The organism is Bacteroides faecis (assembly GCF_020091505.1).
In the GTDB taxonomy this organism is placed as follows: Bacteria; Bacteroidota; Bacteroidia; order Bacteroidales; family Bacteroidaceae; genus Bacteroides; species Bacteroides faecis.
Genome location: NZ_CP081916.1, coordinates 4,603,421 through 4,617,608 on the forward strand (window position 1 = coordinate 4,603,421; position 14,188 = coordinate 4,617,608).

Here is a 14,188-nt window from a genome sequence, read left to right on the forward strand (position 1 = left end):
CGAGTATGAAAAAAGTAATTGAACTTCAAAATATCAAACGAGACTTTCAGGTGGGAGAAGAAACCGTCCATGCGTTACGGGGCGTTTCATTCACCATCAACGAAGGCGAGTATGTGACCATTATGGGTACTTCCGGCTCGGGAAAGTCCACGCTGCTCAACACATTGGGCTGCCTGGACACTCCTACCAGCGGAGAATATCTGCTCGATGGCATCTCTGTACGTACGATGAGCAAGCCTCAACGTGCCGTACTGAGAAACCGGAAAATCGGCTTCGTCTTCCAGAGCTACAACCTGCTCCCAAAAACGACGGCTGTAGAAAACGTTGAGTTGCCGCTGATGTATAATTCATCAGTGAGCGCTGCCGAACGTCGCCGGCGTGCCATCGAAGCGTTGCAGGCTGTGGGGCTGGGCGACCGGCTGGAACATAAATCCAACCAGATGTCCGGCGGACAGATGCAGCGTGTAGCCATCGCCCGTGCACTGGTCAACAATCCTGCGGTAATCCTTGCCGACGAAGCAACCGGAAACCTTGACACACGTACATCTTTCGAGATACTTGTCCTGTTCCAGAAACTTCATGCAGAAGGACGTACCATTATATTCGTAACGCACAATCCTGAAATCGCGCAATATAGCAGCCGGAATATCCGCCTGCGCGACGGACATGTCATTGAAGATACTGTCAATTCACATATTCTGTCCGCAGCCGAAGCACTGGCCGCATTGCCCAAGAGCGACGAGGATTGAAAATAAAAGTATTAAGTAATAAGCAACAATAGTTTATGAATGGAACCAACTTATTTAAGATAGCTCTCCGGGCATTGGCAAACAACAAGCTACGCGCTTTCCTCACCATGCTTGGTATCATTATCGGTGTCGCTTCCGTCATCACGATGCTCGCTATCGGTCAGGGATCGAAACGAAGCATCCAGCAACAGATATCGGAGATGGGATCGAACATGATCATGATCCATCCGGGAGCCGACAGACGGGGTGGTGTCCGGCAAGACCCTTCGGCCATGCAGACGTTGAAGCTGACCGATTATGAAGCCTTGCGTGATGAGACCAATTTCCTGTCTGCCATCAGCCCCAACGTTTCTTCATCGGGACAGCTCATTGCGGGTAACAACAACTACCCGTCATCTGTCAGCGGTGTCGGACTGGAGTATCTGGAAATCCGCCAGCTGAGCGTAGAAACCGGAGACATGTTTACAGAAGCCGACATACAGAGTTCGGCTAAGGTCTGCGTGATCGGTAAGACGATTGTGGACAACCTTTTTCCGGATGGAGGCGACCCGATAGGGAAAATTATCCGTTTCAATAAAATACCGTTTCGGGTAGTAGGCGTACTCAAAGCAAAGGGATACAACTCTATGGGACAGGACCAGGACAATATCGTACTGGCTCCTTATACCACCGTTATGAAACGCTTACTTGCCGTCACCTATCTTCAGGGTGTCTTTGCTTCTGCCCTCACCGAAGACATGACGGAGTATGCTACGGATGAAATCACGGAAATCCTGCGGCGCAACCATAAACTGAAAGCCTCGGACGAAGACGATTTCACCATCCGTACGCAACAGGAGTTGAGCACGATGCTAAACTCTACCACTGATCTGATGACAACCCTGCTCGCCTGCATTGCCGGAATTTCTCTGGTGGTAGGTGGTATCGGTATCATGAATATCATGTACGTATCCGTCACCGAACGTACCCGCGAAATCGGTCTGCGTATGTCCGTCGGCGCACGTGGCGTTGATATTCTGAGTCAGTTCCTCATCGAGGCGATCCTGATCAGCATCACGGGAGGCCTTATCGGAGTCGTCATCGGCTGCGGTGCCAGCTGGATAGTCAAGAGTGTGGCACACTGGCCTATCTTCATCCAGCCTTGGAGTGTCTTCCTTTCTTTTGCCGTCTGTACTGTTACCGGAGTCTTCTTCGGATGGTATCCTGCAAAGAAAGCTGCAGATTTAGACCCGATAGAGGCTATCAGATACGAATAAAAAACTATCTTTGTCTTTATGAAACAAACCCTTACATCCGCACGTCGTCCCCTGGAAGCACTGATACATGTGATCGGCTGGGGGATTATGTTCGGTTTTCCGTTCTTCTTCGTAGAGCGCGAAAACGGAAACATCAACTGGATGGCATACGTACGTCATTCTGCCGTACCGCTGTCCTTTATGATCGTGTTCTACGTCAATTATTTCCTGCTGGTTCCCCGGTATCTTTTCCAGAGCCAGAACAAGAGGTATATTACCTACAATATTCTCCTGTTGTGTGCCATCGGTCTGATGCTGCATCTTTGGCGGAGTCTGACATTCGACCCTTCCTTTGTTCCCAAGCACCGGTCGGGAGTTCCTCCGGGATGGCTGTTCTTTGTCAGAGATATGCTGAGCCTCGTTTTCACCATCGGACTGAGTGCCGCAATACGTATGAGTGCCCGATGGACGCAAGCGGAAGCAGCCCGCAAGGAGGCAGAACGGAGTCGTTCGGAAGCAGAGCTGAAGAATCTGCGGAACCAACTGAATCCGCATTTTCTGCTCAACACATTGAACAATATCTATGCATTGATTGCTTTCGATACGGACAAAGCACAACAGGCTGTGCAGGAACTAAGTAAGCTGCTCCGTTATGTACTGTATGATAATCAGCAGACTTATGTCCCTCTGGGCAAGGAGACTGACTTTATCCGCAACTATATCGAGCTGATGCGCATCCGTCTGTCCGCCAATGTACAGATGACAACGCAGATCGACATCCAGCCGGACAGTCAGACGCTTATCGCACCGCTGATCTTTATCTCCTTGATCGAAAATGCTTTCAAACACGGTATATCGCCTACAGAACGGAGTTTCATCCATATCCATCTTGCAGAAAATGACACGGAAGTGATCTGCGAAATAAGTAACAGCAATCACCCCAAAAACATAACGGACAAGAGCGGTTCGGGTATAGGACTGGAACAGGTGAGCCGACGACTGGAGATTCTTTATCCCGGCCAATATACTTGGCAGAAAGGAATTTCGGAAGACGGCAAGGAGTACAAATCGAGATTGAGTATCCGTGTGAGAGACAGGTATTAAATATTAAGTATTGGATGCTGAATAAGAAACATCAGATTTAAGCAATAAAATAGAGAGAATTATGATATTACGTTGTGCCATTGTAGATGATGAGCCCTTGGCTCTTGGCCTATTAGAAAGTTATGTAAACAAGACACCGTTTCTGCAACTTACAGGAAAGTATTCCAGTGCGGTGCAGGCAATGAAGGAGTTACCGGGCGAAGAGGTCGATCTTCTTTTCCTTGACATTCAGATGCCGGAACTTAACGGACTGGAGTTCTCGAAGATGGTAGATCCCCGCACGCGTATCGTATTTACGACCGCATTCGGTCAGTATGCAATCGACGGGTATCGCGTCAATGCACTCGATTATCTGCTGAAACCTATCTCGTATGTCGATTTCCTGCAAGCGGCAAATAAAGCCCTGCAATGGTTTGAACTGGTGCAGAAACCGGAAGAGATAGACAGTATCTTTGTAAAAAGTGACTACAAGCTGGTGCAAGTAGAACTGAAAAAGATCATGTATATCGAAGGATTGAAAGACTACATCAAAATCTATACAGAAGAGGATGCCAAACCTATCTTGTCACTTATGAGCATGAAGGCTATGGAAGAGCTTTTGCCTTCAAGCCGATTCATCCGTGTACATCGCTCATTCATTGTTCAGAAGGACAAAATACGGGTGATCGACCGTGGCCGTATTGTCTTTGACAAAACGTATATCCCCATTAGTGATAGCTACAAACAGGTTTTCCAGGCTTTTTTGGACGAAAGAAGTTGATGAATGCCAAATTTATCGACAAAAAAGTGAATTTTGTCGATTATAGTTTGTCAGAAATCGGTTTTATATGTAACTTTGCAACGAACAGAAAGGGATTGTGAAATTCCAAGAATAGAATAGTTTAGTTAAGTCTAGTTTAGTTTTTGTGTTGAGTGCTTCCTCGTCGGCGGACGAACAAGGAAGCACTTTTTTATTTCTATATTTATAGAACATAGTGGACTATAGCACTAAATCAAAGAAAAATTATATAAAAATTGATTACATATAAAGTACTTTTATATTCTATTATCTCTTAATATACTCCTTTCTGCGATCAAAGACCTGCCTCTGTTTGTTTATAGATAATATACATCAGTAATAAATAAACAAACAATCAAATTAAAAAGGATCAATCCGAAACCCCGGTTGTTTTCAGTTTGCTTCTTTCTGTACGGAAATGAACTAAATTATAAATTGAGGATTAGGCACGGATTACACGGATTAACACGGTTGTTTTACGTAATCATAGCACTAAAACCGTGTTAATCCGTGTAATCCGTGCCTAAATATATTCTTTTCCGTACAGTATGCAGTTCAAACAGGGTTTTCAGACTGATCCATTACAAACATTAATTGCAAATAATATGTGTTTCCACAACTCAATGTCAGCCAAAGCCATCAAAGTTGCCGCCCGTTACGGACGCAAATCGGATGTAGTCGGGATTTACCAGAGTATTCTTGACGAACAGTATCATGTGAATGCGTTCACCTTCCCCAAATATCCCATCATTACTTCTTCGGATGAAGTACAGGTTTTCAACTGGGGACTAATCCCCTTTTGGGTAAGAACCGAAGAGGATGCGACAGAAATAAGAAAGATGACACTTAATGCCCGTGCAGACACCATCTTCGAGAAACCGTCTTTCCGAGAGCCGATCATGAAAAAACGGTGCATAGTGCCCAGTACCGGCTACTTTGAATGGAGGCATGAAGGAGCCAATAAGATACCTTATTATATATATCTGAAAGATGAACCCATCTTCTCTATGGCTGGTATCTACGACCGCTGGCTGGACAAGGATACGGGAGAAGAACACGAAACTTTCTCCATTATCACCACTGATACCAATTCGCTCACCGGTTACATCGATAACACCAAGCACCGGATGCCTGCCATCCTCGCCAAAGAGGATGAAGAGAAATGGCTTGATGCTTCATTGAGTAAAGCGGAAATAGCTTCTTTCCTAAAGCCTTTCGATACAGAAAAGATGGATGCGTACGTTATCAGAAATGATTTCTTAAAGAAGTCCTCCAATGACCCGACAATCATACAAAGAATGTAAAAAAGATAAATTGGTCTTGTAAAAGTGAGAGGAGTGAGAGAGGATTCGTAACTTTTATATTTTTTTTCATTCCTACTCTTTACTCTATATCTCTCAAAAAAAAATACGAATGTTGTAATTCCTCTCTCACTCCTCTCACTTTTTACCCCTTATTTCATTAAGATCGGGATAAAACAGGAAGAAAAACAATACTCTGTCTTTAAAAAACGTAGTGGGAAATTCGGAAAGTCTCATTATCTTTTCCGAATTTCCCACTATGTTTTTATCTGTTTCGCTCGCACCGCCTTTTAAGTCGGTTCGCAGGCCCTTTTTACTCTCCCAATTCACCCAGCAAATCATACGATGGCGCAAAGAAAAGCGTCCCCGTTATCGCTGTACTGAAATCGAGCAAACGGTCGGTATTGCCTGCCGGACTACCGATAAACATATTCTCCAGCATCCGGCGAGTAGTGCTGAACGTACTTGCATACCCTATAAAATAGGTACCATACTCCCCTTTCGAGGTATTGGCAAACGGCATATTGGCACGTACAATCTTCAAATCATCACCAATATTAGTCACAGCATTATGTGCATTCGCCGGCTTCTCTTCATCCGACAGCTCCACATCGTTGAACTTATGGCGACCGATCACCTTTTCCTGTTGTTCTACCGGAAGCGCATTCCACGCCACCATATCATGAATATACTTCTGCACAAACACATAACTGCCTCCTGCAAAATCCGCATCCTCCTCGCCAATCACCGCAAAATGATACGGGTTCTCATCGACAGCCGGATTCTCCGTTCCATCCACAAAGCCGATAATCGCCTTACCATCCATATAGCGGAATCCGTGAGTCTCATCAATAGGCACCACGGCTCCTTTGAGCTTTTCGTCAAGAATGGAAGCAAACTCAAAACACAGCCCCATCTGTTTCGCCCGGATATGGAACAACAGATCGCCGGGAGTAGAAACAGCGGTATACTTCTCCCCCTTTATTTCGGAGAAAGTACTCAGCTCTTTCGGTTTGCCCTTGTCGGGGAAAAGCCGTGTCCACGCATCAGCTCCGAATCCCATCGTGCAACTGAATTGCAAGTCGGGAAAACGATTGCGCATACTACGGATCATCGCCGGGAAATTGGCACATACATCTTTTACCTTATCAGCAGCATCGGGGGAATCAGTCAAGCCATACACTATAAATATAACATTCTCTCCCTGTTTTCCGGCTACATCCTGTGGGATATGACCGCCGAACGAATTTTGAAATGGATTCATACTCTTCTATTATTTGATGAAAGAAAAAGAGACCGCATAGGTTACATAGGCAAGAAGCCCCCGGTTTCGACTCCGTGAGCTTCTCTCTTCGCTAATGTTACTCTCTCTTCTTATATATTATTACTTTGTCTTTATATTGTCTCTCTTCTGTTGTTTTTTCCCTTCTCAGCCATTCCGGACATACATCGCGGCTCCGGCATCCATAAACAATTCCACATTCTCCGCATGGTGGGCTATATAAGCTGCCGGCCCCGTATCTCCCGAGTGACAGATTTCTTCCACCACTTCTGCCTTGGCTTTTCCGGTAATCAGAAAAATAACCAGACGGGCAGTAAGAATCGGAAATCCGGTCATTGCAATACGTTTCTGTCCGTTGCGGGGATGAATGCTGGTCACATAAATCTGGTCGGAAGAAAGCAAAGCCTCTTGTCCGGGGAAGATAGAGGAAGTATGCCCGTCCTCTCCGGCTCCCAACAACACAATATCAAATTCGGGCCAGCCATTCTTTTTAGGTACCTGCCGGTCGACAAGTTCGGAATAGCGGGCAGCCTCTTTTACCGGCTTCTCTTCTCCGCGAATGCGGAATACATTTTCGTAAGGAATGGGCACTATCCCCAAAAGCAGGGAACGCATCATTCCATAATTACTATCGGAATCTTCGGGAGGAACACAGCGTTCATCCACCCAATATAGTTTCATACGCCCCCAAGGAGTGATATCAGCGTATTCATTTGCCCATAAATCAAACATCAGCGCGGGAGTACTGCCGCCACTCACCGCTATGTTGAACGTTTTATCCGGTTCAGCATTCATGATATCCACCAGGTGAAATATCAATGAACGGGCCGTTTCCATAGACGACGGGAAAACAGATAGTTTCATAGTTCGCAATATTGATCTGTATTTGTTAAATTCTTACACGGGTTGGTCCAGTCTGCCCCATGCTCGTGCATCATAGCTTCACTTTCGAGAGGCCCCCACGTACCTGCCGGATAACCGTACAAAGGCGCGTCCGGATTCTCTTTCCAATAACGTAAGACCGGATCAAAGAAATTCCAGGAAGCCTCTACAGCGTCACTTCGAGTAAACAAGGTCGGATCGCCCTGAATGCAGTCGTCAATCAGACGGGCATAAGCGTCGCCGCTCGGCACACCGCCCAACTGTGCGTAACTGAAATCCATCGTCACCTGACGGACTTCGAAACCTGCACCCGGAACCTTCATTCCGATCTTCAGCACAATACCTTCGTTGGGTTGCAAACGAAGGATCAACTTATTGGCCCTCGGACAGTTGCCACCGGAACAGCGGAACATCTGATGGGGCGTCTCGCGGAAGTGAACGACAATCTCCGTCACCTTCGTCGGCATCTGCTTACCGGTGCGGATGTAGAACGGTACTCCACTCCAACGCCAGTTGCTGATACCTAGCTTCATCGCAATATAAGTCTCCGTGCGCGAATCGGGAGCTACGCCCTTTTCTTCACGATAACCTTTCTTATTGCCCGAAGCCGTATATTGTCCGCGAACGATATGTTCATTCAAGTCCGTCTCCGTAAGCGGAGTCAATGACTCATAAACCTTCACTACCTCATTCCGGAAATTATCTGCGTTGAACACTGCCGGCGGTTCCATAGCTGTAAGAGCCACCAGCTGAATAAGATGATTCTGCACCATATCCCGCAAGGCTCCCGCCGTCTCGTAAAAACCTCCGCGCTGCTCAATGCCCAGATTCTCTACAGCAGTAATCTCCACATAATCTATATAATTGCGATTCCATAAAGGCTCAAATATACCATTGGCAAAACGGAAAGCAAGCACATTCTGTGCCGTCTCCTTCCCCAGAAAATGATCGATACGATAAATCTGATGCTCGGCAAACACAGAAGAATAAATCTTATTCAACTCACGCGCCGACTCAAGATCGTATCCAAACGGCTTCTCCACAATAATACGGGAATGCGGAGTATTCAACCCGGCAGCCTTCAAATGCAAAGGTACCACCCCATACAATGAAGGCGGAGTAGCCAGATAGAACAACAAATTATCGGGATCAACCTCCTTCGTAAGTTCCACCAACCGCTCCCGCAGTTCAGAATACCCCTCCACCTTCGCCGGGTCCATCGGCAAATAATGCAGATGAGAAACAAAAGAAGACATCATCTCCAAATCCTGCTCTTCAGCCTTTACAAACTGCTGCAGCTCTCCCGATATATATGAACGGTAATCTTCATCAGAATAGACAGTCCGCCCAATTCCCAGAACAGTAAAGCTCCCTGTCAGCCGTTTATCCCGATACAGAGAGTACAATGCGGGCATTAGCTTGCGTTTCGTCAAGTCGCCCGAAGCACCAAAAATAATCATTGCAAATTTATCCATCGTCGTATTTTTAACTTTTTACCTTTATCTATCCATCACCTCAACCGACCAGCCTAACACACAATCACCCACTACTAACATCCGAACGGTCTCCCGGCCTCACCGAAGGAGCGTCAAGCGGAGGCTGTATCTCCGGCGTCAAGAAGGGCAGGCTGTTTGAGCGGAGCGAGTTCCTGCCCTTTAGCCGGAGATACAGCCGGAGTAGCTCCGCAGGTGCAGCCTTGATTTTTTCTTTTGGTACCTTTCTTTTGCATCAAGGCAAAAGAAAAGTACACTATACATTATAAGTCCCCGACTTCGTATCCCCTCCATGTCCCGTCCAATTCTCATGAAAGAACTGTCCGCGCAACTCATCCTTCCGTTCAAACGTATGCGCACCGAAGTAATCGCGCTGCGCCTGCACCAGATTGGCAGGAAGATCTTCAGAAGTCAGCGAATAGAAATAATTCAGAGCAGAAGAGAATGCCGGAACAGGCAATTCCTCCTTCATAGCCTCCGCTACCAGATTCTTCCATCCGGGAAGCAGAGTCTTGATCTCCTCACGGAAGTATGGAGCCAGCAACAAATGCTTCGGCTTATCCGCCGCTTCAAAAGCAGCAGCGATATCGTTCAGGAAAATACTGCGGATGATACATCCTCCACGCCACATACGGGCAATGGAAGCTAAATCCAGATTCCACCCGAAAGCATCAGAAGCACGCTGCAACACAGCAAAGCCCTGCGCGTATGAAACAAGTTTGGAAGCATAAAGTGCAGAAAAGATCTCCTTCACCAAATCCGCCTTATTATATATAGGCAATGTATGTTTACACATGAACTGCTTGGAAGCAAGATGACGCAAATCCTTCTGTGCCGAGAGACTGCGTTCGAACACCGCCGTAGCAATCAGCCCCAGCGGCATACCCAGTTCCATCGCGTTGATAACAGACCACTTGCCTGTCCCTTTCTGTCCGGCAGCATCGAGAATCTTATCGATAAGATATCCGCCGGATTTATCCTTATGACGCAAAATATTAGAAGTAATCTCAATCAGATAACTGCGGAGCTTTCCTTCATTCCAGCGGGCAAACACGTCCGCCATCTCCTCATTCGTCAAATCGATCAGATTCTTCATCACCCAGTAAGCCTCAGCGATCAGCTGCATATCACCGTATTCGATACCGTTGTGAATCATCTTCACAAAATGTCCCGATCCGGCTGGTCCTACCCATTGGCAACAAGGAGTTCCGTCCGGCGCTTTCGCTGCGATGCTCTGCAAAACAGGCTTCACTTCCGGCCATGCTTTCTCCGATCCTCCGGGCATGATGGAAGCACCGTTCAGAGCACCTTCCTCTCCGCCCGACACCCCGCTTCCTACAAACAGGAAGCCTTTCGATTCTGCTAATTTTACACGGCGATTGGTATCTTCGTAATTTGAATTACCACCGTCGATCAAAATATCTCCGGGAGAAAGCAAAGGGAAAAGCTGATCCATCAGTTCGTCTACCGGACTGCCGGCACGTACCATCATCATAATTTTGCGAGGGGTGGCTATTGATTCCACAAAAGCCTTTATATCTGTAAAACCTTCAATGTTTTTACCTTTAGCCCGACCATTCATAAAGCGGTCTACTACTCCTTCTTCCACTCCGGGGACGGTACGATTGTAAACAGAGACGTGCCACCCCTTGCTTTCCATATTCAAGGCAAGGTTCTCGCCCATCACTGCCAGACCGATCAACCCGATATCTGTTTTATTCTGATTTGCCATATCTTATATATTTTAAAATATTGTTTATGTAAGAAACACTTGAAAAGCACATTTGTTCGCTAGTTTTAGATTAAAATACTATTTTTGTAGTCAAACAAATAAATATCAGAATGAAGAAGATTAAGATCGGCCTGCTGCCACGCATCATTATTGCTATCATCTTGGGTATTGCCATCGGTACTGTTTTTCCGGCCCCATTGGTACGAATATTCGTTACGTTCAACGGAATTTTCAGTGAATTTCTTAACTTCTCCATCCCGCTTATCATCCTCGGGCTGGTCACCATAGCCATTGCCGACATCGGGAAAGGCGCGGGAAAGATGTTGCTAGTCACCGCCCTTATCGCCTACGGCGCAACGCTCTTCTCGGGCTTCCTGTCCTACTTCACAGGCATGGCCGTCTTCCCCTCGCTCATCGAAGTGGGTGCACCGCTCGAAGAGGTCAGCGAAGCGCATGGTATCCTTCCCTACTTCTCCGTATCCATCCCTCCGCTGATGAATGTCATGACCGCATTGATTCTGGCTTTCACACTGGGATTGGGACTGGCTGCACTGAACAGCGATTCGCTGAAAAATGTAGCGCGGGATTTTCAGGAAATCATCGTGCGTATGATCAGCGCCGTCATCCTGCCCTTGCTGCCGCTTTACATCTTCGGCATTTTTCTGAACATGACTCATTCCGGACAAGTATATGCCATCCTGATGGTATTCATCAAGATTATCGGAGTCATCTTTCTGTTACATATTTTCCTGCTCGTCTTTCAGTATTCCATTGCAGCGATCTTTGTCCATAAAAATCCGTTCCGGCTATTGGGTAAGATGATGCCGGCATACTTCACCGCATTAGGCACACAATCATCTGCCGCCACCATTCCGGTGACGCTGGAACAGACGAAGAAGAATGGAGTATCCGCCGATATTGCGGGGTTCGTGATTCCGCTCTGCGCCACTATCCATCTGTCGGGCAGCACACTGAAAATCGTAGCCTGCGCACTGGCACTGATGATGATGCAGGGAATGCCGTTCGACTTCCCGCTGTTTGCCGGATTCATCTTTATGCTGGGCATCACGATGGTAGCCGCACCGGGCGTTCCGGGAGGAGCCATCATGGCAGCACTCGGTATCCTGCAATCGATGCTGGGCTTCGACGAATCGGCACAGGCACTGATGATTGCGCTATACATCGCAATGGACAGCTTCGGAACCGCCTGCAACGTGACGGGCGACGGAGCCATCGCGCTCATCATAGACAAAGTGATGGGAAAAGGAGCGGGAAAATAAAACGGACTTGGTTTGCATATACAGCATAAAATAACGAAATTTGTCCCCATATTTTCAAATAAAAGAATTAATAGCATATGAAAACAGCCCTTATATCAGGCATCACCGGGCAGGATGGTTCTTATCTTGCCGAATTTCTCTTGCAAAAAGGTTACGAAGTACACGGTATTCTCCGTCGTTCTTCTTCATTCAATACGGGACGTATCGAACATTTGTACTTTGACGAATGGGTGCGCGACATGAAACAAAAACGTACCATCAACCTTCACTATGGCGACATGACGGACTCCAGTTCACTGATCCGCATCATACAGCAGGTACAACCGGATGAGATCTACAATCTGGCCGCACAGAGTCACGTAAAGGTTTCGTTCGACGTGCCCGAATATACAGCTGAAGCGGATGCCATCGGTACGCTGCGTATGCTCGAAGCCGTACGCATCTTGGGACTGGAAAAGAAAACGCGCATCTATCAGGCTTCCACCTCCGAACTTTTCGGCAAGGTGCAGGAAGTTCCGCAGAAGGAAACCACCCCGTTCTATCCCCGTTCTCCTTACGGAGTAGCCAAGCAATATGGTTTCTGGATCACCAAAAACTATCGCGAAAGCTACGGTATGTTTGCCGTTAACGGTATCTTGTTCAATCACGAAAGTGAACGCCGTGGCGAAACGTTCGTTACCCGCAAGATTTCCCTCGCTGCCGCACGCATCGCGCAAGGAGAGCAGGACAAGTTATATCTGGGTAATCTGGATGCCCGTCGCGACTGGGGGTATGCGAAAGATTATGTGGAATGTATGTGGCTGATTCTCCAGCACGACGTGCCGGAAGATTTCGTAATAGCCACCGGAGAAATGCACACCGTACGCGAATTTGCCACACTGGCATTCAAGGAAGCGGGCATCGAACTGCGCTGGGAAGGCGAAGGTGTGGATGAAAAGGGTATCGACGTGGCTACCGGGAAAGTATTGGTAGAGGTTGATCCCAAGTATTTCCGTCCGGCAGAAGTGGAACAACTGTTAGGAGACCCGACCAAAGCCAGAACATTGCTGGGATGGAATCCGTGCAAAACCTCGTTCGAAGAACTGGTAAGCATCATGGTTCGCCATGACATGGAAAAAGTAAGAAGAATGATTGCTACCAAGCACTAATACAACCCGAATCAGACACGGATTACTCCGATTATGCGCATCTTACATCTAAAATGAAGATCGTTTTAATCAGCGTAATCCGTGTTCATATATATCATTACTCAATCATGGAAAAGAATACTAAAATATATGTAGCAGGACATCACGGACTGGTGGGGTCTGCTATCTGGAAGAATCTGCAGGACAAAGGATATACCAACCTGATCGGACGCACGCATAAAGAGCTGGATTTGCTGGATGGTGTGGCTGTCCGCCGTTTTTTCGACGAAGAACAACCGGAGTATGTATTTCTGGCCGCTGCTTTTGTGGGCGGTATCATGGCCAACAGCATTTACCGTGCCGACTTTATTTATAAGAACCTGCAAATACAGCAGAACGTTATCGGTGAAAGTTTCCGCCATAACGTCAAGAAATTACTGTTTCTCGGCAGCACCTGCATCTATCCGCGCGATGCCGGACAACCGATGAAAGAGGAAGTCCTGCTGACTTCACCACTGGAATATACGAATGAGCCATACGCCATCGCCAAAATTGCCGGTCTGAAAATGTGCGAAAGTTTCAACCTGCAATACGGCACGAATTATATCGCTGTCATGCCGACCAATCTGTACGGTCCGAATGATAACTTCGACTTGGAACGCAGCCATGTTCTGCCTGCCATGATCCGCAAGATTCACCTTGCGCATTGTCTGAAGGAAGGAGATTGGGAAGCTGTCCGCAAGGATATGAACCGACGTCCCGTAGAAGGCATCAACGGCGACAGCCCGAAAGAGGACATACTGAATATCCTTCGCAAGTACGGCATCAGTGACACGGAAGTGACATTGTGGGGCACCGGCACTCCCCTGCGCGAATTTATGTGGAGCGAAGAAATGGCCGACGCTAGTGTATTCGTAATGGAACATGTGGACTTCAAGGATACCTATAAGGAAGGTGACAAGGATATCCGCAACTGCCATATCAACATCGGAACCGGAAAGGAAATCACCATCCGCCAACTTGCCGAACGAATCGTAGAAACGGTAGGTTATCAAGGCAAGCTAACCTTCGACAGCAGCAAACCGGACGGTACCCTGCGCAAACTGACCGATCCTTCCAAACTCCACTCCCTGGGATGGCACCACCAAATTGAAATTGAGGAAGGGGTACGGAAAATGTACGAATGGTACTTGAAATAGATCTACTATCAGACTCACATCATGCA

Annotated in this window: 13 protein-coding genes; 8 read left to right on the forward strand and 5 right to left on the reverse strand. The window is 47.2% G+C overall.

The genetic code is table 11. From position 1 onward, the window contains the following. Positions 1–5: 5 nt before the first annotated feature. From K6V30_RS18055 to K6V30_RS18075, 5 genes are all read left to right on the forward strand, one after another. The gene (locus tag K6V30_RS18055) at positions 6–749 is read left to right on the forward strand and encodes an ABC transporter ATP-binding protein (RefSeq protein ID WP_010537781.1); all 744 of its coding nucleotides are present in this window, start codon (positions 6–8) and stop codon (positions 747–749) included. 35 nt (positions 750–784) lie between these two features. Further along, a complete protein-coding gene (locus K6V30_RS18060; RefSeq protein WP_010537780.1) occupies positions 785–2,005 on the forward strand; it encodes an ABC transporter permease in 1,221 nt (406 codons plus the stop codon). Positions 2,006–2,023: 18 nt separating this feature from the next. Further along, entirely contained in the window at positions 2,024–3,088 is a 1,065-nt protein-coding gene (locus K6V30_RS18065) for a sensor histidine kinase (protein ID WP_010537779.1), read from the forward strand. A gap of 61 nt (positions 3,089–3,149) precedes the next feature. Further along, a complete protein-coding gene (locus K6V30_RS18070) occupies positions 3,150–3,848 on the forward strand; it encodes a LytR/AlgR family response regulator transcription factor (protein ID WP_010537778.1) in 699 nt (232 codons plus the stop codon). Between the two features lie 623 nt (positions 3,849–4,471). After that, positions 4,472–5,170 (forward strand): SOS response-associated peptidase, encoded by a 699-nt coding sequence (locus tag K6V30_RS18075; RefSeq protein WP_022301087.1) that lies wholly within the window; start codon positions 4,472–4,474, stop codon positions 5,168–5,170. 310 nt (positions 5,171–5,480) lie between these two features. On the opposite strand, the gene K6V30_RS18080 is transcribed toward K6V30_RS18075, so the two are convergent. The 5 genes from K6V30_RS18080 to gnd form a co-directional block, all read right to left on the reverse strand. Then, a complete protein-coding gene (locus K6V30_RS18080) occupies positions 5,481–6,431 on the reverse strand; it encodes a Dyp-type peroxidase (protein WP_022301088.1) in 951 nt (316 codons plus the stop codon). A gap of 165 nt (positions 6,432–6,596) precedes the next feature. After that, the gene (gene pgl, locus K6V30_RS18085; RefSeq protein WP_022301948.1) at positions 6,597–7,313 is read right to left on the reverse strand and encodes a 6-phosphogluconolactonase; all 717 of its coding nucleotides are present in this window, start codon (positions 7,311–7,313) and stop codon (positions 6,597–6,599) included. Continuing rightward, entirely contained in the window at positions 7,310–8,806 is a 1,497-nt protein-coding gene (gene zwf, locus K6V30_RS18090) for a glucose-6-phosphate dehydrogenase (protein WP_055270051.1), read from the reverse strand. Before zwf ends, pgl begins: the two co-directional genes overlap by 4 nt. A 113-nt stretch (positions 8,807–8,919) precedes the next feature. Further along, a complete protein-coding gene (locus tag K6V30_RS18095; protein WP_168166581.1) occupies positions 8,920–9,060 on the reverse strand; it encodes a hypothetical protein in 141 nt (46 codons plus the stop codon). Between the two features lie 20 nt (positions 9,061–9,080). Then, the gene (gnd, locus tag K6V30_RS18100) at positions 9,081–10,556 is read right to left on the reverse strand and encodes a decarboxylating NADP(+)-dependent phosphogluconate dehydrogenase (RefSeq protein WP_055270053.1); all 1,476 of its coding nucleotides are present in this window, start codon (positions 10,554–10,556) and stop codon (positions 9,081–9,083) included. A gap of 110 nt (positions 10,557–10,666) precedes the next feature. Between gnd and K6V30_RS18105 the strand changes: the two genes are divergently transcribed. From K6V30_RS18105 to K6V30_RS18115, 3 genes are all read left to right on the forward strand, one after another. After that, positions 10,667–11,836: a dicarboxylate/amino acid:cation symporter gene (locus tag K6V30_RS18105; protein ID WP_055270055.1), complete on the forward strand. Its 1,170-nt coding sequence runs from the start codon at positions 10,667–10,669 to the stop codon at positions 11,834–11,836. A gap of 77 nt (positions 11,837–11,913) precedes the next feature. Further along, complete coding sequence (gene gmd, locus K6V30_RS18110; protein ID WP_010537770.1) at positions 11,914–12,984, forward strand: GDP-mannose 4,6-dehydratase; 1,071 nt, start codon at positions 11,914–11,916, stop codon at positions 12,982–12,984. Positions 12,985–13,091: 107 nt separating this feature from the next. Beyond that, positions 13,092–14,162, forward strand: coding sequence for a GDP-L-fucose synthase family protein (locus K6V30_RS18115; protein ID WP_055270057.1), 1,071 nt, complete (start codon positions 13,092–13,094; stop codon positions 14,160–14,162). Positions 14,163–14,188 lie beyond the last annotated feature (26 nt).